The sequence below is a fragment of the Brevundimonas sp. CURTG3B2_SDJG genome, assembly GCF_057364705.1.
On the sequence record NZ_JBNFOJ010000020.1, the window covers coordinates 1 to 19529 of the forward strand.

At 68.8% G+C, this 19529-nt stretch carries 24 protein-coding genes, 1 tRNA gene and 3 pseudogenes; 21 read left to right on the forward strand and 7 right to left on the reverse strand.

Annotation, left to right across the window (positions count from 1 at the left end; genetic code table 11):
* The 7 genes and pseudogenes from AC2W7C_RS02310 to rplA all read left to right on the forward strand — a co-directional run.
* Nucleotides 1–93: EF-Tu C-terminal domain-related protein (locus AC2W7C_RS02310; protein ID WP_292095371.1), on the forward strand; the 93-nt coding region annotated here is incomplete at its 5' end.
* 409 nt (nt 94–502) lie between these two features.
* Nucleotides 503–1841: pseudogene (locus AC2W7C_RS02315) on the forward strand (hemolysin family protein).
* A 108-nt stretch (nt 1842–1949) separates the two neighbouring features.
* Nucleotides 1950–2025: transfer RNA gene (locus AC2W7C_RS02320), tRNA-Trp, on the forward strand.
* A gap of 71 nt (nt 2026–2096) precedes the next feature.
* The gene (gene secE / locus AC2W7C_RS02325) at nt 2097–2387 is read left to right on the forward strand and encodes a preprotein translocase subunit SecE (protein ID WP_485999996.1); all 291 of its coding nucleotides are present in this window, start codon (nt 2097–2099) and stop codon (nt 2385–2387) included.
* A 14-nt stretch (nt 2388–2401) separates the two neighbouring features.
* Nucleotides 2402–2967: pseudogene (gene nusG / locus AC2W7C_RS02330) on the forward strand (transcription termination/antitermination protein NusG).
* 356 nt (nt 2968–3323) lie between these two features.
* A pseudogene (gene rplK / locus AC2W7C_RS02335) lies at nt 3324–3754 on the forward strand (50S ribosomal protein L11).
* A gap of 2 nt (nt 3755–3756) precedes the next feature.
* Nucleotides 3757–4446, forward strand: coding sequence for a 50S ribosomal protein L1 (rplA, locus tag AC2W7C_RS02340; RefSeq protein WP_485999997.1), 690 nt, complete (start codon nt 3757–3759; stop codon nt 4444–4446).
* 87 nt (nt 4447–4533) lie between these two features.
* On the opposite strand, the gene AC2W7C_RS02345 is transcribed toward rplA, so the two are convergent.
* A complete protein-coding gene (locus AC2W7C_RS02345; protein WP_485999998.1) occupies nt 4534–5142 on the reverse strand; it encodes an NAD(P)-dependent oxidoreductase in 609 nt (202 codons plus the stop codon).
* Nucleotides 5143–5194: 52 nt separating this feature from the next.
* Between AC2W7C_RS02345 and AC2W7C_RS02350 the strand changes: the two genes are divergently transcribed.
* From AC2W7C_RS02350 to AC2W7C_RS02370, 5 genes are all read left to right on the forward strand, one after another.
* Nucleotides 5195–5602 (forward strand): winged helix-turn-helix transcriptional regulator, encoded by a 408-nt coding sequence (locus AC2W7C_RS02350; RefSeq protein WP_485999999.1) that lies wholly within the window; start codon nt 5195–5197, stop codon nt 5600–5602.
* Between the two features lie 101 nt (nt 5603–5703).
* Nucleotides 5704–6207 (forward strand): DUF2059 domain-containing protein, encoded by a 504-nt coding sequence (locus tag AC2W7C_RS02355; protein ID WP_486000000.1) that lies wholly within the window; start codon nt 5704–5706, stop codon nt 6205–6207.
* A 226-nt stretch (nt 6208–6433) separates the two neighbouring features.
* Entirely contained in the window at nt 6434–6952 is a 519-nt protein-coding gene (locus tag AC2W7C_RS02360; RefSeq protein ID WP_486000001.1) for a DUF47 domain-containing protein, read from the forward strand.
* Nucleotides 6953–6964: 12 nt separating this feature from the next.
* Nucleotides 6965–7966, forward strand: coding sequence for an anion permease (locus AC2W7C_RS02365; RefSeq protein ID WP_486000002.1), 1002 nt, complete (start codon nt 6965–6967; stop codon nt 7964–7966).
* Complete coding sequence (locus AC2W7C_RS02370; protein WP_486000003.1) at nt 7966–8400, forward strand: NUDIX hydrolase; 435 nt, start codon at nt 7966–7968, stop codon at nt 8398–8400. Before AC2W7C_RS02365 ends, AC2W7C_RS02370 begins: the two co-directional genes overlap by 1 nt.
* Before the next feature lie 227 nt (nt 8401–8627).
* On the opposite strand, the gene AC2W7C_RS02375 is transcribed toward AC2W7C_RS02370, so the two are convergent.
* Nucleotides 8628–8900 (reverse strand): DUF1203 domain-containing protein, encoded by a 273-nt coding sequence (locus AC2W7C_RS02375; RefSeq protein ID WP_486000018.1) that lies wholly within the window; start codon nt 8898–8900, stop codon nt 8628–8630.
* 31 nt (nt 8901–8931) lie between these two features.
* Complete coding sequence (locus tag AC2W7C_RS02380) at nt 8932–9096, reverse strand: hypothetical protein (protein ID WP_486000004.1); 165 nt, start codon at nt 9094–9096, stop codon at nt 8932–8934.
* Between the two features lie 99 nt (nt 9097–9195).
* On the opposite strand from AC2W7C_RS02380, the gene AC2W7C_RS02385 reads away from it, so the two are divergent.
* The 6 genes from AC2W7C_RS02385 (at nt 9196) to AC2W7C_RS02410 (ending at nt 15035) form a co-directional block, all read left to right on the forward strand.
* Nucleotides 9196–10998 carry a M3 family oligoendopeptidase gene (locus AC2W7C_RS02385; protein WP_486000005.1) on the forward strand — a complete coding sequence of 601 codons (1803 nt, stop codon included), beginning with the start codon at nt 9196–9198 and terminating at the stop codon, nt 10996–10998.
* A gap of 121 nt (nt 10999–11119) precedes the next feature.
* Nucleotides 11120–11356 carry an aa3-type cytochrome c oxidase subunit IV gene (locus tag AC2W7C_RS02390; protein ID WP_486000006.1) on the forward strand — a complete coding sequence of 79 codons (237 nt, stop codon included), beginning with the start codon at nt 11120–11122 and terminating at the stop codon, nt 11354–11356.
* A gap of 229 nt (nt 11357–11585) precedes the next feature.
* On the forward strand, nt 11586–12719 hold the full coding sequence (locus AC2W7C_RS02395) for a Re/Si-specific NAD(P)(+) transhydrogenase subunit alpha (protein ID WP_486000007.1): 1134 nt from the start codon (nt 11586–11588) through the stop codon (nt 12717–12719).
* A 262-nt stretch (nt 12720–12981) separates the two neighbouring features.
* Nucleotides 12982–13308 (forward strand): NAD(P) transhydrogenase subunit alpha part 2, encoded by a 327-nt coding sequence (locus AC2W7C_RS02400; RefSeq protein WP_486000008.1) that lies wholly within the window; start codon nt 12982–12984, stop codon nt 13306–13308.
* On the forward strand, nt 13305–13592 hold the full coding sequence (locus AC2W7C_RS02405; RefSeq protein ID WP_486000009.1) for a hypothetical protein: 288 nt from the start codon (nt 13305–13307) through the stop codon (nt 13590–13592). The genes AC2W7C_RS02400 and AC2W7C_RS02405 overlap by 4 nt, the downstream gene beginning before the upstream one ends.
* A 15-nt stretch (nt 13593–13607) precedes the next feature.
* On the forward strand, nt 13608–15035 hold the full coding sequence (locus AC2W7C_RS02410) for an NAD(P)(+) transhydrogenase (Re/Si-specific) subunit beta (RefSeq protein ID WP_486000010.1): 1428 nt from the start codon (nt 13608–13610) through the stop codon (nt 15033–15035).
* On the opposite strand, the gene AC2W7C_RS02415 is transcribed toward AC2W7C_RS02410, so the two are convergent.
* From AC2W7C_RS02415 to AC2W7C_RS02425, 3 genes are all read right to left on the reverse strand, one after another.
* Nucleotides 14936–16294 (reverse strand): RNA polymerase sigma factor, encoded by a 1359-nt coding sequence (locus AC2W7C_RS02415; RefSeq protein ID WP_486000011.1) that lies wholly within the window; start codon nt 16292–16294, stop codon nt 14936–14938. The two genes, AC2W7C_RS02410 and AC2W7C_RS02415, sit on opposite strands and share 100 nt — an antisense overlap.
* Entirely contained in the window at nt 16291–16638 is a 348-nt protein-coding gene (locus AC2W7C_RS02420) for a YciI family protein (protein WP_486000012.1), read from the reverse strand. Before AC2W7C_RS02420 ends, AC2W7C_RS02415 begins: the two co-directional genes overlap by 4 nt.
* A gap of 97 nt (nt 16639–16735) precedes the next feature.
* On the reverse strand, nt 16736–17122 hold the full coding sequence (locus tag AC2W7C_RS02425) for an MAPEG family protein (RefSeq protein ID WP_486000013.1): 387 nt from the start codon (nt 17120–17122) through the stop codon (nt 16736–16738).
* Between the two features lie 84 nt (nt 17123–17206).
* Here AC2W7C_RS02425 and AC2W7C_RS02430 point away from each other — a divergent pair, with 84 nt between their 5' ends.
* Nucleotides 17207–17653 (forward strand): hypothetical protein, encoded by a 447-nt coding sequence (locus AC2W7C_RS02430; RefSeq protein WP_486000014.1) that lies wholly within the window; start codon nt 17207–17209, stop codon nt 17651–17653.
* Nucleotides 17654–17665: 12 nt separating this feature from the next.
* Entirely contained in the window at nt 17666–18076 is a 411-nt protein-coding gene (locus tag AC2W7C_RS02435) for a DUF1801 domain-containing protein (RefSeq protein WP_486000015.1), read from the forward strand.
* A gap of 6 nt (nt 18077–18082) precedes the next feature.
* Here AC2W7C_RS02435 and AC2W7C_RS02440 read toward each other — a convergent pair whose 3' ends face one another.
* Nucleotides 18083–18307 (reverse strand): hypothetical protein, encoded by a 225-nt coding sequence (locus AC2W7C_RS02440; RefSeq protein WP_486000016.1) that lies wholly within the window; start codon nt 18305–18307, stop codon nt 18083–18085.
* An 87-nt stretch (nt 18308–18394) separates the two neighbouring features.
* Between AC2W7C_RS02440 and AC2W7C_RS02445 the strand changes: the two genes are divergently transcribed.
* A complete protein-coding gene (locus AC2W7C_RS02445; protein ID WP_486000017.1) occupies nt 18395–19384 on the forward strand; it encodes a helix-turn-helix transcriptional regulator in 990 nt (329 codons plus the stop codon).
* Nucleotides 19385–19529: the final 145 nt, after the last annotated feature.

Genomic DNA, 19529 nt, shown 5'->3' on the forward strand with positions numbered 1-19529 from the left:
ACCCCGATCGCCATGGAAGAGAAGCTGCGCTTCGCCATCCGCGAAGGCGGCCGCACGGTTGGAGCCGGCGTGGTCTCCAAGATCACCGAGTAATCGGGCGATACCAGTAAACGCGTAACAGGGCCCCCGCCGGAGCGATCCGGCGGGGGCTTTGCTTTGCTCGCCTGTCCGGCGCACGGCCTGGTTAACGCACAGCCTCTCGCGCGCATCGGCTTGCCTGCAACCCGAATCCCGTGCCCTACGTTCGGCCAGGGTTGTTAGGATTTCGGTAACCATATGCGGCGCGCGGTGCACATCGGCCTGTTCATCGGCACATTGATCGGGATGTGCGCCTGCGCGGCGCATCCGGGCGGCGACACAGGTGCGCGCGGGCCCTATGGCGCGGTCGAGGCGGGCCCGAGGCGCTGATTTCGCAGGATTCCGTGGCGAAGGGGGCGAAACGCCCCTATCATCCCGCTCGCGGACGCCGTCAGTCGCGCCGCGCCGGTTCCGCACCTCCTAGATGTTAGCCATCGCCATCGCCGTCGTTCTGCTCCTCGTGGTGCTCAACGGCCTGTTCGCCATGACCGAGCTGGCGGTCGTCTCATCGCGCAAGTCCCGCCTGCAGAGCCGGGCCGAGCGCGGCGACCGGGGCGCGCGGGCGGCGCTGAACCTGGCCGAGGAGCCCACCCATTCCTGTCGGCGGTCCAGGTCGGCATCACCCTGATCGGAATCCTGGCGGGCGCCTACGGCCAGGCCACGATCGCCGGCGAGCTGAACCACATCCTAGAAACCGGCCTGCCGGCCATCGCGCCGTGGTCGGAGTTCATCGCCACGGCCATCGTCGTGGTGCTGATCACCTATGTCTCGCTGATCGTCGGCGAGCTGGTGCCCAAACGGATCGCCCTGATCTTCCCGGAGGCGGTGGCCTCCAAGATGGCCGCGCCGATCTCGGCCCTGGCCATCGTGCTGAAACCCTTCGTGGTGATCCTGACCGCCTCGACGTCGGCGATCCTGAAGGTCCTGAACATCAAGGACCGCGACGGTTCGGACGTGACCCAGGAGGAGGTCGAAACGATGATCGCCGAGGGCACCTCGGCCGGCCTGATCGAGCCGGAAGAGCAGGAGATGATCGAGGAGATCCTGACCCTGGGCGACCGGCCGATCCGGGTGGCGATGACGCCGCGCCACGAGGTGTTCTGGATCGCGCTCGACGACACCGAGGCGCAGCTGCGCGAGGAGATCCGCACCTGCCCCTACTCGCGGATCGTGGTGGCGCGCGAGAACGACGTCGATAACCCGCTGGGCGTGGTGCACAAGAAGGACCTGCTGGACAGCCTGCTGGACAACGGCGAGTTCAACGTCGAGAAGCTGGTCCAGACGCCCGCCTTCATCCCCCAGTCGACCTCGGTTCTGAAGGCGCTGGAGATCCTGAAGGCCTCGAAGGTGCACATGGCCTTCCTGGTGGACGAGTTCGGCGCTTCGAAGGCGTGGTGACGGCCACCGACCTGCTGGAGATGATCGCCGGCGACTTCGACGAGGGCCACGACGACAGCGAGGCCTACATCCGTCAGCGCGAGGACGGCAGCTGGCTGGTCGACGGCCAGACCGATCTGGAGGAGCTGGCGGACACGCTGGGCGAGGACTTCGGCGAGGCCGAGGGCTTCCACACCGTCGCCGGCCTGGTGCTTCACCAGCTGTCGCGGGTGCCCGACGAGGGCGAAATCCTGCAGCTGGGCCGTTTCGAGGTCGAGGTGATCGACATGGACGACCGGCGGATCGACAAGCTGCTGTTCAAGCAGCTGGTGCGCAAGGAGGACGAGGTCCAGGCGATCGCGGCCCATATCGAGGAACAGGGCTGAGCGCGGCCGGAACGGCTTGATATGCCGGGGCGGCGCTGGTAATCACCCCGGCTCTGGCGAAGACCACGCGCCGTTGGGCCCGCCCGCGGCGCGTTGTGTTTTTTGTCTAGGAGTTTAGCTCAGCTGGTAGAGCACCGGTCTCCAAAACCGGGGGTCGTGGGTTCGAGTCCCCCAACTCCTGCCATTTCTCCCCTGTCGCAGCCGGATGGGACTTCCCATCTGGTGCGGCAGGCATAGGTGTTTGAAGAGATCCGCATGGCCAAGGCCAAGACCCCCACGGGACGCCGTCCCCAGACCGCCCAACCGGCCATCGCCGGCAACGCGGTCGCGGCCGACGCTCCGACCCCCAAGAAGCGGACCTCCATCCCGCAATTCGCCAGCCAGGTCCGCGCCGAGGCGCGCAAGATCGTGTGGCCGAGCCGCAAGGAGACCTGGATCACCTCGGTGATGGTCTTCATCATGGTGGCGGTCGCCAGCCTGTTCTTCTTCGTGGTGGACGCGGGCCTGACCTACGCCTCGCAGTTCATCCTCGCGATCGGCCAGTAAGAGACTAAAAGACCATGACCGACGCCAAGCCCGCCAACCCCCGGCACAAGTGGTACATCGTCCACGCCTATTCGAACTTCGAGAAGAAGGTCGCCGAGCAGCTGCGCGACCAGGCCAAGCAGCAGGGGCTTGAGGACAATTTCTCGGAAATCCTGGTCCCGACCGAAGAGGTTGTCGAGATCCGCCGCGGCCGCAAGGTGAACTCGGAGCGCAAATTCTTCCCGGGCTACGTGCTGGTGAAGATGGAGATGACCGACGACGCCTATCACCTGGTCAAGAACACGCCCAAGGTGACGGGCTTCCTGGGCGCCGCGGGCGGCACCAAGCCGCTGCCGGTCTCCGAGCGCGAGTCCAGAACATCATCGGCGCCGTGGAAGAAGGCGTCGAGCGTCCGAAGCCCACGATCCGCTTCGACATCGGCGAGACCGTCAAGGTCATCGACGGCCCGTTCGCCAGCTTCGACGGCCAGGTGGAGAGCGTCGACGAGGACAACGCCCGCCTGCGCGTGGCCGTGTCCATCTTCGGCCGCCCGACCCCGGTGGACCTGGAGTACAATCAGGTCGAGAAGGTCGCGGCCTAGGGGCGCGGCACGAAGCGCCAGAGGATTTGAAGCCGCGCCTCGCAAGGGCGCGGCTTTTTCTTTCGTCATCCCGGCGAAGGTCGGGACCCAGCGGCGCGCGCTAGCGCGAAACCTGTCAGGAGTACGGAACCTCCGCGCATTCGCCTTCGGCGCCGCTGGGTCCCGGGGTTCGCTACGCGCCCCCGGGATGACGAAAGGAAGGGCGGATTGTGTTTCGGCCTCCCTTCCGCTATACGCGCGCCTCGCTCTGAACAGGGCGGTGCGGGTTCGCTCGCATAAATCCGTGGAAGGCCGCCATGCCGCACCACGGCTCACCGGTCCGGATTGAGTTCCGGATCACCGTTTAGGAGAGACCAATGGCCAAGAAGATTCTCGGCTACATCAAGCTGCAGGTGCCCGCGGCTCCGCCACGCCTTCGCCCCCGATCGGGCCGGCGCTCGGTCAGCGCGGCGTCAACATCATGGGCTTCTGCAAGGAGTTCAACGCGCGCACCGAGAAGGAAGCCAAGGGCACCCCGCTTCCGACCGTCATCACCGTCTACCAGGACAAGTCGTTCACCTTCGTCACCAAGACGCCGCCGGCGACCTGGTACCTGAAGCAGGCCACCGGCCTGAAGTCGGGCGCCACCAAGACCGGCCGCGAAGTGGCCGGCAAGATCACCCGCACCCAGCTGCGCGAGATCGCCGAGAAGAAGATGAAGGACCTGAACGCCAACGATATCGAGGCCGCCGCCAAGATCATCGAAGGCTCCGCTCGGGCCATGGGCCTGAACGTGGTGGAGAACTGATCATGGGCAAGCAAGCCAAGCGCATCCAAGCCTGGACCGGCGACCGCGAGTCGCTGCTGCCGTTCGCCGACGCCATCAAGCTGGTGAAGGAAAACGCCAAGGCCAAGTTCGACGAGTCGATCGAGATCGCCGTCAACCTGGGCGTCGATCCGCGTCACGCCGACCAGCAGGTCCGCGGCGTGGTCAACCTCCCGTCGGGCACGGGCCGCGACGTCCGCGTCGCCGTCTTCGCCAAGGACGCCAAGGCCGAGGAAGCCAAGGCGGCCGGCGCCGAGCACGTGGGCGCCGAGGATCTGTACGAAAAGATCAACGGCGGCTTCATGGACTTCGACCGCGTCATCGCGTCGCCGGACATGATGGCTCTGGTCGGCCGTCTGGGTAAGGTGCTGGGCCCGCGCGGCCTGATGCCGAACCCGAAGGTCGGCACCGTGACCCCGAACGTCGCCCAGGCCGTCAAGGACGCCAAGGGCGGGGCCGTCGAGTTCCGCGTCGAGAAGGCGGGCATCGTCCACGCCGGCATCGGCAAGACCTCGTTCGCCCAGGACGCCCTGGAAGCCAACGTCAAGGCGATCGTGGACGCTCTGGTTCGCGCCAAGCCGTCCGGCGCCAAGGGCACCTATGTGAAGCGCATCAGCCTGTCGTCGACGATGGGCCCGGGCTTCAAGGTCGACCCGGCCTCGCTGGGCGCCTGATCGGCTCCAGCGCCAGAACAGAATGACGAAAGCCCCGGAGAGAGATCTCCGGGGCCTTTTTCTTGGGCCGGCCGCGTCGAAGCCGGCTCAGTAGGCGGCGGTGAAACGCGCGCGGGGGTGGCGGTGTTGCTCGACCTCGTCGGCCATGGCGATGGCGTAGTCGGCGAAGCTGATCCGGCTTTCACCCTTGTCGTCGGCGATGAGCTGGTCGCGGCCCAGCCGGAAGCGTCCCAGGCGCGGGCCTTCCTCGAGGACTGCGGGCGGGGAGAAGAAGGTCCAGTCCACCTCGGTCTCGCTGCGTAGAGCCTCCAGGAAGGCGACGCCGGGGATGGCGTAAGGCTTGAACTCCTCGGGGAAGGAGGGGGTGTCGATCAGGCGGACGCCGGGCGCGACCTCCAGGCTGCCCGCGCCGCCGGTGACCAGCAGGCGGGGAACGCCGGCGGTCTTGATCGCGGTCAGCAAGGTGTCGGCGGGAATGTCGTGGTGCAGGGCGCTGATGACGGCGTCCGAACCCTGGATCAGGTCGGCGAGGGCGGCCGGGTCCGAGGCGTCGCCAGCGAGGGCCGTCACGCCGGGCCCGGACGGGATGGCCTCGGGCTTGCGGGCGATGGCCACGACCTGGTGGCCGCGGGCGGCCAGTTCGCGGACGATTTCCGAGCCGGCGCGGCCGCTGGCGCCCAGAACCGAGACTTTCATGGGGAACTCCTATAGTTTCTAACGGTAACCAGGTGCTGTATGGAGTGTGGTCATGCAAGAAGGCACCGAAACCTCATCTGGTCACCGCGCGGAAACCTGGCGCGGCGACGTGTTCGCCCCCGACTGCCCGACGCGCCAACTGCTGGATCGCGTGGCGGACAAGTGGACGGTGCTGCTGCTGATCGTGCTGGACCGAGGCCCCCAGCGCTTCAACGCGCTGAAGCGGCGCGTGGCGGGGGTGTCCCAGAAGATGCTCAGCCAGACCTTGCGCCAGCTCGAGCGCGACGGCCTGGTGACGCGGACGGTGGAGGCGACCGTGCCGGTGTCGGTCACCTATGCGCTGACGCCCTTGGCCGGCGCTCTGGTCGAGGCCTTGCAACCGATGATCGACTGGGCCGAGACGCGGATGCCGGATGTGGCGGCGGCGCGGGAAGCCTATGACGCGCGAAACCGGACCTGAGGCCGGCCGGGTTCGCCGGCCGCCGGCTGGACCGGACGGTCTTTTCGTTTGCGCAGAACCCGGCGCCGTGCCGATGATGGCGTCGCAGGAGAGGGAGCGTCATGCGGAGTTTCGCCATTCTGGTCGCCGTCGCCACGATCTGGGCGACGCCGGCCTTCGCCCAGGAGGCGCCTGACGCGGCGCGAGAACGGCAGTTGGCCCTGGCCGGCCGCTATCTCGACCTGACCCAGGGCGGCGACCTGCTCAAGCAGATCCGGCGGCAGATCGAGGAGGGCTACGGCGAATCCCAATTGCCGGCCGAACAGCGCGCCTGGATGGTCGAGAACATGGCCGGCCTGCTGGAGGAGGTGATGCGCACCACCCTGGCGGAGCTTCGCGACGACGTGGCCGACAGCTTCACCACCCAGGAGCTGGAGGCCGCCATCGCCTTCTACGAATCCCCGGTGGGCCGGTCCGTCGTGCAAAAGCAGGCCGACATGAACGTCGAGCTGCAGGAGGTGATGACGCCGCTGCTGATCCCACAGATGGGGGCCCTGATGGAGAAGTTCTGCCAGCGGTTCGACTGCGGCGCCTTGGCGGAGGCCGCCGCGAAAGAGACGGGCTGATCCGCTGGAGCGCCTGATCGTCCGGGAGCTGACGGGTTGACGCCGTCGCGGCGACGCGGGAGTGAGCGCGGATCGCGGTCGCGATTCCCGGAGATTCGCCGATGCTCAGCTGGTTCCAGGCGCTGCTGCCCAAGGAAGACAACTTCTTTCGCCTGTTCGACGCCCATGCGGCGACGCTGATCAAGGGCGCCGACGCCCTGCGCAGGTGTTGGAAGGCGGCGACGACGTGCCGCGCTGGTGCCAGCGGATCGTCGATCACGAGCACGAGGCGGACGCCGTGGCGCGCGAGGTGCTGTTCGCCGTGCGGCGCAGCTTCATCACCCCCTTCGACCGATCCGACATCCGGGGGCTGACCAACTCGCTGGACGATTCCATCGACCAGATGCAGAAGACCGCCAAGGTCATCACCCTGTACGAGATGCGCGCGTTCGCCCCGCACATGCGCCAGCTGGGCGACATCGCGGTCGAGGCGGCGACCCTGACCGTGGAGGCCGTCTCGCTTCTGCCCGCCATGCGCAAGAACCACGGGCGGCTCAACGAACTGACCGAGAAGATCGCGCGGCTGGAGAGCGATTCCGACGCCCTGTACGACGCCGGGATGAAGGCGCTGTACGAGGCGCACAAGGGCGGCGACGCGATGGCCTTCATCACCGGAGCCGAGGTCTACGACCACCTGGAGAAGGTGGTGGACCGGTTCGAGGACGTGGCCAACCGCATCAACGGCGTCCTGGTCGAGCACCTGTAGGGAGCGGCCCGGATGGACCACGCCCTGCTGATCCTGATCTTCCTGATCGCCGTCGCCCTGCTGTTCGACTTCCTGAACGGCCTGCACGACGCGGCGAACTCCATCGCGACCATCGTCGCCACGCGCGTCCTGCCGCCGGTCTATGCGGTGGGCTGGGCGGCCTTCTTCAACTTCATCGCCTTCCTGTTCTTCGGCCTTCACGTGGCCAACACGATCGGCAAGGGGATCATCGATCCCGGCATCGTTTCGGACCAGGTCATCTTCGGCGCCCTGATGGGGGCGATCAGCTGGAACGTGATCACCTGGCTGGCCGGCATTCCGTCGTCCAGTTCGCACGCCCTGGTCGGCGGCCTGCTGGGCGCGGGTGTCGCCAAGGCGGGGACGGGCGCGATCGTCGTCGCGGGCGTGACCAAGACCGTGTTCGCCATCTTCCTGTCGCCGGCGGTGGGCTTCGCCCTGGCGTTGCTGCTGGTGTTCCTCGTGTCCTGGGCGTTCGTGAAGGCCAACCCGTCGTTCGCGGACCGCGTCTTCCGCAAGCTGCAGTTCGTCTCGGCCTCGGCCTATTCGCTGGGTCACGGCGGCAATGACGCCCAGAAGACCATGGGCATCATCGCCGTGCTGCTGTTGTCGCGGGCGCCGCCGGGGACCGAGTTCCACGTGCCCTTCTGGGTGGTCATCACCTGCCAGGCGGCGATCGCGCTCGGCACCCTGTTCGGGGGCTGGCGCATCGTGCACACCATGGGATCGCGCATCACCCGCCTGACCCCGCAGCAGGGCTTCTGCGCCGAGACGGGCGGGGCGATCACCCTGTTCCTGGCCACAGGCCTGGGCATTCCGGTCTCGACCACCCACACGATCACCGGGGCCATCGTCGGGGTCGGGGCGGCGCGACGGGCCAGCGCGGTCCGCTGGGGCGTGGCGCGCAGCATCGTCACGGCCTGGTTCGTCACCATGCCGGCGGCCGCGGCCATAGGCGCGGCCTTCTTCTGGCTGGGCGGGTTCTTCCTGACCTGATGGCCAACGACGCGATCCGCACCGAGAGGGCCGAACGCCGACAGGTGGCGGCCCTGCCGTGGCGGAGAGGGCCGGACGGCGTCGAGATCCTGCTGGTCACTTCGCGCGAGACGCGGCGCTGGGTCGTGCCCAAGGGCGGACGGATGCCGGGCAAGACCGACGCCCGGGCGGCGGCCCAGGAAGCGCTGGAGGAGGCGGGGGTCGAGGGGGTGGTCGGCGCGGACCCTCTGGGCGGGTTCCGCTACCTGAAGATCCTGAAGCGCCGGGCGCCCCGCTGGTGCGTGGTCGCCGTCTATGCGCTGGAGGTCACGACCGAACACGCCGAATGGCGCGAGCAGGCGGAGCGGGAGCGCGCCTGGGTGTCCCGGGAGGAGGCGGCGCGCCGGGTCGGAGAGCCGGACCTGGCGGCCCTGATTTCGGTCTTCGCGCCCTAGGTTCCATCGACATTCAAGTCCGTCATTCCCGGCCCCCGGGTCGCGCCGCTTGCGCGGCCTCGCCCGAGGGGTGAACCCGCCGGGACTCCATGAACACGAAAGGCGCAGGTCGAGACCTCCAAGGGCCCCGATCGTGATCCTGGATGGCCGGGACAAGCCCGGCCATGACGGAAAACAAGGATTTGAGAGGCCAAGATTATCGACTGAATGTCGATTGAACCTAGCCCTCAGACCCGCCGCGCCTCAGCCATGAAACAGCCCCGTCGGGCGGTGTGCAGGTGCACAACCGAGACCGCGGGATCGGCCAGCCAGCGGTCCAGCCGCACGGCCAGGTCGCGGCCCTCGACCACGTCGGCGTCGGTCATCATCCAGTCGGCGTCATAGGCCCGCGCGGACAGCAGGCGGCGGCCCAGCATGTCCGGGACTTCTCCCGGCCCGGGCACGGCGCGCTCGGCGTCCTCGCGACGAAGACGGGCCCCTCGGAGCGGTAGGGGCTGGATGGCGCGTCCAGGTGGCGGTGAGTCAGCAGGATCAGCCGCTCGCCGGCCGGGCGTCGGCCAGGCTGACCCGGCAAGGGGCGCTGTGGGGCGCGTCGGCCGTCATGCGGCGGGCGCCGAGCGCTTCCAAGGTCGCGTCGTCCAGCGCGAACAAAGGGCGGAACGGCTCCAGGGCCAGGGCGTGGATGCGGAACGTCATGCGAAGATCTCCTCGACCCGGACGATGAGGCCGCGGCGATCGCGCGTCTGGCGGTTTTCGGGCGTTGCGCCGAGGCCGCCGCATCCCCACAACGGAGGCATGAACGCCCCCTTCAAGACCCCCGCCGATCCCCTGGACGCCCCTGTCTGGGACCTGTCCGACCTCTACGCCTCGCGCGAGGACGCCCGCATCGAGGCGGACCTGGAGCGCGCCCGCGCCCTGGTCGCCGAGCTGAACAGCCTGCAGGGGCAGCTGGTCGCCGCCCGAAGCGAGCCGGCGGAGCTGGGCCGGCGGCTGGACCGGGCGGTGGACCTGTTCGAACAGGCTTCCGATATCCTGGGCGGCCTGGGGGCCTACGCCTTCCTGGCCGCCTCGACCAACCGCAACGACGCCGGGGCCCAGAGCTTCGAGGCCACGGTGCGCGAGAAGCTGACCGCCATCGCCACCCCGACCATCTGGGTGACGCTGGAGGTCAATGCGCTGGAGGACGGCGAGATCGACGCAGCGGTCGCCGCCCATCCGGCCACGTCGCGATGGACGCCGTGGTTCCGGCGGGTGCGGGCGATGAAGCCGCACGAACTGAGCCAGGAGCTGGAGACCTTCCTGGCCGAGCGCGGTCCGATCAGCGCGCAATGGCCCCGGCTGTTCGACGAGACCCTGGCGGCGATGAAGGTGAAGGCGGGCAAGGACGAACTGACTCTGTCCGAGGCGCTGAACCGGCTGTCCGACCCCAAGGCCGCGCGGCGCAAGGCGGCGGCCGAGGGACTGAACGAGGCGCTGGGCTCGCGGGCCGCGACCATGGCCCTGGTGCTGAACACCGTCGCCGCCGACAAGGCGCTGGAAGACAAATGGCGCGGCTTCAAGCGCCCCGCCGACGGACGTCACCTGTCCAACGAGGTGGACGGGGCTTCGGTCGACGCCATGGCCGAGGCGGTGGCCGCCGCCTATCCCAAGCTGTCGCACCGCTATTACGCGCTGAAGGCCCGGGCGATGGGCAAGCCGGTGCTGGACCAGTGGGATCGCAACGCGCCGATCGAGACCACGACGCCCCGGGGCTTCGACTGGGCCGAGGGCCGGGCCATCGTGCTGGACAGCTTCGCCGACCTGGGCGGCGACTTCGCCGAACGGGCCCAGGGCTTCTTCGACCGGCCCTGGATCGACGGCAAGGCGCGCCCGGGCAAGCAGTCCGGCGCCTACGCCCACCCCGTGACGGCGGATCGGCACCCCTATGTCTTCCTGAACTGGATGGGCGAACGGCGCGACGTCCTGACCCTGGCCCACGAGCTGGGCCACGGCGTGCACCAGACGCTGGCGGCGGGGCAGGGCAGCCTGCTGGCCGACACGCCGCTGACCCTGGCCGAGACGGCCTCGATCTTCGCCGAGGGCCTGACCTTCGACCGGCTGCTCAAGACGGCGCCCAAGGCCGAGCAGCGCGGCCTGCTGGCCGGCCGGATCGAGGACGGGCTGAACACCGTGGTGCGCCAGATCGCCTTCCACCGGTTCGAGACGCGCTTCCACGATGAGCGCGCCAACGGCGAGGTCCCGGTCGAGCGGATCGGCGAGCTGTGGCTGGAGGAGATGGGCGGGTCGCTGGGGCCGGCCGTGACGCTGAACCGGGGCTACGAGCACTGGTGGAGCTATGTCAGCCACTTCGTCCACTCGCCCTTCTATGTCTACGCCTATGCGTTCGGGGACCTGCTGGTGGCGGCGCTGATGGAGACGCGGGCGAAGGATCCGGCGGGCTTCACGCCGCTGTACCGCGACCTCCTGGCCGGCGGCGGGGCCAAGGGCTACGTCGAAGCCCTGGCGCCGTTCGGTCTGAACCCGCGCGACCCGATCTTCTGGACCATCGGCACGAAGCGGCTGGAGCGCCTGATCGATCAGTTCGAGGCCCTGGGCTGACCCCCGGGGCTTGGCGGCTGAGGCGAAATGGCCCGGAGCGAATTGGCCCGGGCGGCTTGAGCGGGCGGCCGGCCTCGCTATAAGGACGGCCAGACCGAATTCCAGATTCCCGGACCCGACCATGGCCGACCCCCACGCTCACGACGACTACGTTCGCGGCTCGCAGGAGATCAGCGAGCAGGTGTCGACCTTCCACCTGTTCATGGGCCTGGCCAAATGGGGCTCGCTGCTGATCGCGGCGGTGCTGGCCTTCCTGACGATCTGGTTCATGCCGAACGGCAGCTTCTTCGGCGGCTTCATCGTCATGGTGGTCATGCTGGTGGCTGGCGGCTGGTTCCTGCGCGACAAGGCGCACTGAGTTCTTTGGGGGCGCTACCGCATCGCGCGCGGCGCGATGCTGCTTGAGCGCTCTTTTTAGGGCGCTAGCGCTCGGGACGCGGTCGCTCGCTGCTTGAGCGCTTTTTAGGGCGCTATCGCTCGGCGCGCGGCGCCTCGCTGCTTGAGCGCGGCTGCCTACGCTAGCGCTTTGACGCGCCCTTCCCGAAAGGCCTAACGTCGGTCCATCTGTCTGAGACGGAGGGATTCGCTTGGCCGTCGCCATCGCCGTGACCCGTGAGCGCCGTGAAGGCGAGACGCGCTGCGCCATCACGCCGGAAACGGTGAAGAAGCTGGCCGGGCTCGGCGCGACCGTGACGGTCGAGGCGGGGACGGGAGCGGGATCCTCCATCCCGGACGCCGAGTTCGAGGCCGCGGGCGCGGCGGTGAAGCCGGACACCAAGGCGGTGCTCTCGGGCGCCGACATCCTGCTGAAGGTGCGGGGGCCGACGGCCCAGGAGATCAGCGCGCTGAAGCCCGGTGCGGTGGTCGCCGCCATGCTGGACGCCTACCGCGAGAAGGACGCCGTCCAGGCCCTGGCCGGCGCCAACGCCACCGCCTTCGCCATGGAATTCGTGCCGCGTATCACCCGCGCCCAGGTGATGGACGTGCTGTCATCCCAGGCCAACCTGGCCGGCTACCGCGCGGTGATCGAGGCGGCCTATGCCTATGGGAAGGGCTTTCCGATGATGATGACGGCGGCCGGCACCGTCGCCGCCGCCAAGGTGTTCGTCATGGGCGCGGGCGTCGCGGGCCTGCAGGCCATCGCCACCGCCCGCCGCCTGGGCGCGGTGGTCACCGCCACCGACGTGCGGCCCGCGTCGAAGGAACAGGTCGAAAGCCTGGGGGCCAAGTTCGTCGCGGTCGAGGACGAGGAGTTCAAGGCCGCCGAGACCGCCGCCGGCTACGCCAAGCCGATGTCCGAGGCATACCAGGCCAAGCAGGCCGAGCTGACGGCGTCGCACATCGTCAAGCAGGATATCGTCATCACCACCGCCCTGATCCCGGGCCGGCCCGCGCCGCGCCTGGTGACGGCCGCGCATGTGGCCTCGATGAAGCCGGGCTCGGTGATCGTCGACCTGGCGATCGACAACGGCGGCAACGTCGAAGGGGCCAAGCTGGGCGAGGTGGTGACGACCCCGAACGGGGTGCAGATCGTCGGCTGGTCCAACCTGCCCGGCCGGATCGCGGCGGACGCCTCGGCGCTCTACGCCCGCAACCTGACCGCCTTCGTGGGGCTGATGGTCAAGGATGGGGCGCTGACGGTGGACCTGGAGGACGAGATCCTGAAGGCGTCGGTGGTCACTCACGGCGGGGCCGTGGTGCATGAGGGGGTGAAGGGGTGAGCCGCCGCGCTTGGTTCCGCGTCGCGGCGTTCCTCTTCGTCGCCGTGCTCCTTGGATTGTCTGCTCGAGATCACCTCCTGGCCTTCCAGAAGTTGAGGGCCGCCGAGTCGGGCGCGAACCCGTGGGATTACGTCATCGATTTGGGTCCGTTCTATTGGCTAGGCGGGTTGGCGGCTCTGGGCCTCCTTGTGTTCGCAGTTTGGTGGGGCCGTACTCCGAAATTACAGGGCTCGGAATCTCATAACGCCAGGAGGCGCTGATCATGGAACACGTCGATCCCACCGTCTTCCGCCTGGCCATCTTCGTCCTGGCCATCTTCGTCGGCTACTACGTGGTCTGGTCGGTCACGCCGGCGCTGCACACGCCGCTGATGGCGGTGACCAACGCCATCTCTTCGGTGATCGTCGTCGGCGGTCTGATCGCCTCGGCCGCCCTGGCGGGGAACGGCGCGAACGGCTGGATCGCCAAGGGCGCGGGCGTGGCGGCGGTGACCCTGGCCAGCGTCAACATCTTCGGCGGCTTCATGGTCACCCGGCGCATGCTGGCCATGTACCGCAAGAAGGAACGGCCGAAAGCCGAGGCCCGGTGACGTGGAGCGTCGACCAGTTCGCGACCGGCGTGGCCTGGGGCGCTTCGGCGATCGGCGTCGGCCTGTGGCTGTGGAGCTGGCTGCGCGAGAAGAACCCCGTCCAGCGCATCCGGCTTCTGGACTGCGGCCTGGTGCTGATCGCGGGGGCGGTGCTGCTGCGCATCGTCACCCAGGACAAGCCGATGGGGATACTCGACTGGGCCATGGTCTTCCTGGCCCCGCTGTTCATCGCCGCCGCCCTGTGGCGGCTGGCGCGCACCGCCTGTCCGCCGCCGGATCGCTGAGGGGGAACTGATCGCATGAGCCCATCCATCGCGGCCCTGGCCTATCTGGTCTCCGGCGTCCTGTTCATCCTGTCGCTGCGGGGCCTGTCCAGCCCCGAGACCAGCCGCCGGGGCAACACCTTCGGCATGATCGGCATGGCGCTGGCGGTCGGCGTGACCCTGCTGACCCTGTGGTCGTCGGGAACGTTGGACCTGCTGACCGCCGGCCTGATCCTGGGCGGGGTGGTGGTCGGGGGCGGCGCGGGCGCGCTGATCGCCGGGCGGGTGCAGATGACCCAGATGCCCCAGCTGGTCGCGGCCTTCCACTCGCTGGTCGGCCTGGCCGCCTGTCTGGTTGCCGTCGGCGCCGTCTACGCGCCCGAGGGCTTCGGCATCGCCACGGTTGCGAGTTCGGGGGCCGTCGGCATCAAGACCCTGTCGATCATCGAGCTAAGCCTGGGCGTCGCCATCGGCGCGATCACCTTCACCGGCTCGGTGATCGCCTTCGCCAAGCTGAACGGCAACATGTCCGGCGCGCCGATCATCCTGCCGGCCCGGCACCTGATCAACATCGCCCTGGCCCTGGCGATGGTGCTGCTGATCGGCCTGCTGATCGGCTCGGGCGGGACCGCGACCTGGGCCTTCTGGGGCGTGTTCCTGATCGCCCTGGTGCTGGGCGCGACCCTGATCATCCCCATCGGCGGGGCCGACATGCCCGTGGTGGTCTCGATGCTGAACTCCTACTCCGGCTGGGCCGCGGCGGCGCTGGGCTTCACGCTGGAGAACATCGCCCTGATCATCACCGGCGCCCTGGTGGGCAGCTCGGGCGCGATCCTGAGCTACATCATGTGCAAGGGCATGAACCGCAGCTTCATCAGCGTCATCCTGGGCGGCTTCGGCGGCGAGACGGCGGGCGCGGCGGGCGGCGCGGTCGAGACCCGGCCGGTCAAGCAGGGCTCGGCCGAGGACGCGGCCTTCATCATGAAGAACGCCTCAAAGGTCATCATCGTCCCCGGCTACGGCATGGCGGTGGCCCAGGCCCAGCACGCGCTGCGCGAAATGGCCGACAAGCTGAAGGAGGAGGGGGTGGAGGTGAAGTACGCCATCCACCCCGTCGCCGGCCGCATGCCCGGCCACATGAACGTGCTCCTCGCAGAAGCCAATGTGCCCTACGACGAGGTCTTCGAGCTGGAGGACATCAACTCGGAATTCAGCTCGTGCGACGTCGCCTTCGTCATCGGGGCTAACGACGTGACCAATCCGGCGGCCAAGACGGACCCGCAGTCGCCCATTTTCGGCATGCCGGTGCTGGACGTGGAGAAGGCCGGCACGGTGCTGTTCATCAAGCGCGGCATGGGCTCGGGCTACGCCGGCGTCGAGAACGAGCTGTTCTTCCGCGACAACACCATGATGCTGTTCGCCGACGCCAAGAAGATGGTCGAGGGGATCGTGAAGTCGCTGTAAGCCGCGGGCCCGGCTTCACAGCCGGTCGCGGCGCGCCGCGAGGAACCGGCGCTCGGTCTCCGTTCCCGACAGGCGGATCGCGTCGTCATAGGCCGCGCGCGCTCGGGCGTCCGCCCGGCCCGGGCCAGAAGGTCGGCGCGCACGGCGTGGTAGGGCTGGTAGGCCGCCAGAGCGTCGGCCACGCCGGCCAGCCGGGCCAGGGCGGCCTCGACGGAAACCGCATAGGACAGGGCGACGATCCGGTTCAGCTCGAACACCGGATTGGGCCGCACGGCGATCAGGGCGTCGTAGACCAGGGCGATCTCGTGCCAGTCGGTCTCGGCGAAGGTCGCGGCCTGGTCATGCAGCGAAGCGATGACGGCCTGGAGCTGGAAGACGCCCGGGCGACCGCGCCGAAGGGCCCGCACCACCAGCCGCTCGCCCTCGGCGATCGGGGCGGGATCCCACAGCGACCGATCCTGGTCTTCCAGCGCGACCAGGCCGCCCTCGGCGTCCAGCCGGGCCTGGTTGCGGGCGTGGTGCAGCAGCATGAGCGCCAGCAGGCCCTCGATCTCGGCCTCGCCGGGACGCAGGGCGGCAAGTATCCGCGCCAGGCGGATCGCCTCCTCGCACAGGTCGATCCGCAGCAGACGGTCCGAGGAGGCGGCGTAGCCTTCGTTGAAGATCAGGTAGACGACCGCCAGCACGGCCTCCAGGCGCTCGGCCCAGTGCTCCGCGGGCGGCGTCTCATAGGGAATGCCGGCCTTGGCGATCTTGTGCCGGCCGACCAGGCGCTGGGCCATGGCGTCGGGGCTGACCACGAAGGCGCGGGCGATCTCCTCGGTTCTGAGGCCGCAGACCGAACGCAGGGTCAGGGCGACGCTGACCTGGGGATCGAGCGCGGGATGGCAGCAGGTGAAGATCAGCCGCAGGCGCTCGTCGGGGATGGCTTCGGGCGCGTCTTCGGATCGGGACGCGCCGTCCAGGGCGATCAGGGCGGCCAGCTGTTCGGACTTGGCGCGGAAGCTGGCGGTCCGGCGAATGCGGTCGATGGCCTTGCGCCGGGCCGTCTGCATCAGCCAGGCGGCGGGCGTCGTCGGCAGGCCGTTGCGGCTCCAGTGGACCAGGGCCGACTCCAGGGCGTCCTGAAGGCTGTCCTCGGCCAGCTGGAAGTCCCGCAGGCTGGCGATCAGGCCCGACAGCAGGCGGCCCCCGTCGCGGCGGACGAGGCGGTCGATCTCGTCCGCGACCGAGGCCGCCGCTGCCAGGTCCGTCGTCAAGTCGCCGAAAGGTTCGCCACCGGCCGGACCTCGACGGAGCCATAGGCCGCCGTCGGGATCATCGCCGCATAGCGGATCGCGTCGTCCAGCGTGGCGCACTCGAAGATGTAGTAGCCGCCCAGCTGTTCCTTGGATTCCGCGAACGGGCCGTCCAGCGTCTCGGTCCGCCCGCCGCGCACCTTGACCGTGGTGGCGGTGGAGCTTGTCTCCAGCGCCTCGCCGGCGACCAGGACGCCGTCCTTCTGGAACCGTTCGTTGGCCGCCTGATAGGCCGCCATGAACGGCCCGAACTCGGGTGTCCCGTATTCGGGGGATGAACCGGGGGCCGAATAGATCAACGCCATGTACCGCATCCAAAACTCCTGTGAGTGACGGCTCCGACGATCGGAGCGTCGATGACGAACGGGGCCGACGCCGATCGACACCAGGCCCGAAGTTTCTTCAGATCAGCGACCACACGAGGTAGCCGACCGCGCCGAGCAGCGAAAGCTGGGAGCCGACGCCGCCGGCGAGCCTGAGCGGCGCCATCGTCCTTTCGGGATGCAGGCCGGCGAGGTGGGCCAGGCGTGCGGCCACGAACAGGCCGCCCATCGCGTGCAGCCCGGCCGGGCCCAGGCCGCGCGCCTCGCACAGACCCATCAGGATCAGCGCCAGGGGCGCGTTCTCGACCAGATTGCCATGCCGGCGCATCCACAGCGCCAGGGTCGTGTCGTCGCCATGCAGGATGGATATTCCGCTCCGCCCTCGCCGGGCGCTGACGATGTTGGCCGTGACGACGATCATCAACGTCAGGATGGAGGCGTAGAGCGCGGTGGTTTGGAAAGTCATGGGAAGTCCCCCTCGTGGTGCAGGATTGCGGGGGATGACGAACGGGGAGGGCGCGGATCGACAACGGTGACGGATTTTCCGATCATGCCGTCGCGCGGCTTCGTGATCGCGCAAGGCCAAGGGGGAGGCGTGAGACCAGGCGACAAGACCTACGTCCGCTTCGTCTGCTTCCAGTCAATCGGCCGCCAGCGCAGCCGCTTGGGGCTGTTCAAGGCGATAGACGAAGCGGTGGAAAGCGAACATGCGCCAGGCTGGGCGGTGGCCGAGGCGCGACAGCAGGCGGCTTGGTTCAACACCAATCTGGCCATCCCGAAACAATTCTCGACCGGCGGGCACAAGGGCTTCGGCCAGCCGGGTCTGTCCTGGTTCAAGCCGACGGCGGTCGGCCATATCCAGCGGATGCATGCGCTGAAGGTCGCGCTGGAGGCCTGCGGAATGCATATTGAGGTGCTGACCACTCGCGACCCCGGACTGGTTGTCTGGCAGGATGAACATCAGCTCATCGCCGAACCGAGGGGGCGGCGCTTCTGACGGAGGACCCCCATGGCCGCCGAACCCAAGACCAAGCCCACCGATGTGCCGGTCGCGGACTTCATCGCCGCCCTGGACAACCCCCGGCGCCGCGCCGACGCCGAGGCGGTCAACGCCCTGTTGACCGAGGTGTCGGGCGAGACGCCCATCATGTGGGGGCCTTCGATCATCGGCTACGGCCGCTATCGCGGCCCGACCGGTGACTGGCCCAGGATCGGCTTCTCGCCGCGCAAGGCCAATCTGTCGCTCTACATCACCGTGCCGGGGTCGGACGCCCACGCGCCCCTGCTCGCCCGGCTAGGCAAGCACAAGATCAGCGTGGCCTGCCTGTATGTGAACAAGCTGGACGACATCGATCTGGGCGTGCTGCGCGAACTGGCCGAGCAGACCTTCGCCGCTATGCGAGAGAAGTATCCCGAATAGGCCGGTTCAGGCCGCCAGGCGGAAATCCTCGGCCGGGTCGAAGGCCGGACGGGCCTCGTCCCACAGGGCGTCTTCGTCGGCGTAGCGGGCCGACTGGCGGGCGTCGATGACGTCGATCACCTGTTCCTCCAGCCGGTCCCAGATGACCGCCAGGCCGGCCTCGGCCTCGCAGGGGACGATCAGATAGCGGTGGGCGGCGACGTGGGCGGAGGGGTCGAAAGCGCGAGCCATTTGGAAAACTCCGAAGCGGTGTTTCAGTCGATGTTCGGAGCATGAGGCAGTGTTGCGTCAGAATCGGTCGTATGATTTTCTGAGGGCATGAGACACGACAAGGCGGCGATGGTGATCGATCTGGCGCGGCGGATGGCCGGCAGCGCCGAGGGCCTGACGCTGGACGACATCTCGCGCGACCTGAACATCGGCCGGCGCAGCGCCGAACGGATGCGGGACGTGGTCATGGCCGTGTTCCCCCAGGCGGAAGAGGTCTCGGACTGGCCGCACAAGCGCTGGCGTATCCGCGGCGGGCTGTCGGCCTTCGAACAGGCGCCCACGACCGAGGAGCTGGTCGAGCTGACCAAGGCGGCCCAGGGTTTGCGCGCCGCGGGCGAGCCCGGCCGGCCGGCGGCGCTGGAGGGGCTGGAGCGGAAACTCAAGTCCGCCATGCGTTCGACCACCTTGAACCGCCTGGCGCCCGATCTGGAAGCCCTGGTGCGGGCCGAGACCATCGCGGTGCAGGCCGGGCCGCGACCGTCGGCGGACGAGGCGGTGCTGACCGAGATCCGCCAGGCGGTCCTGGCCGGCCAGCCGCTGGCCTTCATCTACAGCCGCCCCGGGGCCGAGGCGCGCCGGCGCAGCGTGGCCCCGTGCGGGGTGATGTTCGGCCGCGCCAACTATCTGGTCGCCGCCGATCGCGAGAGCGGCCGCATCCAGACCTTTCGCCTGGACCGCATGAGCGCGGTCAAGGCCGAGGCCGGCGTGGCCGCGCCGCCCGCCGACTTCGACCTCCAGGCCTTCGCCAGCCAGTCCTTCGGCATCTACCAGGACGAGATCGAGGACGTCGTCCTGCGGGTGACCCCGGACGGCGCGGCGGAGGCCAGGGCCTGGCGCTGGCATCCCACCCAGACGGTCGAGGAGCTGGACGACGGCGGCGTGCTGGTGCGGTTCCGCGCCTCGGGCATGCGCGAACTGGCCTGGCACCTGTTCACCTGGGGGGATCAGGTGGCGATCGTCCAGCCGCCGCGGCTGAAGGCGGTGATGGCCGGCGAACTGGACGCCGCGCGGCGCGCCCTCGAAACGGCCCAAATCTGACCCGGATTTAAGGCGACGCTTCCTTCTTTCCAAAGCTACGCTTCAGGAAAACGGGGAGGTCTCATGCATCGGTTTCTCACGGTTGCGGCGCTGGCCGCCGCGCTCGCGGGCTGCGCCAGCGCGGGGAACGCGCCGGAGGCCGCCG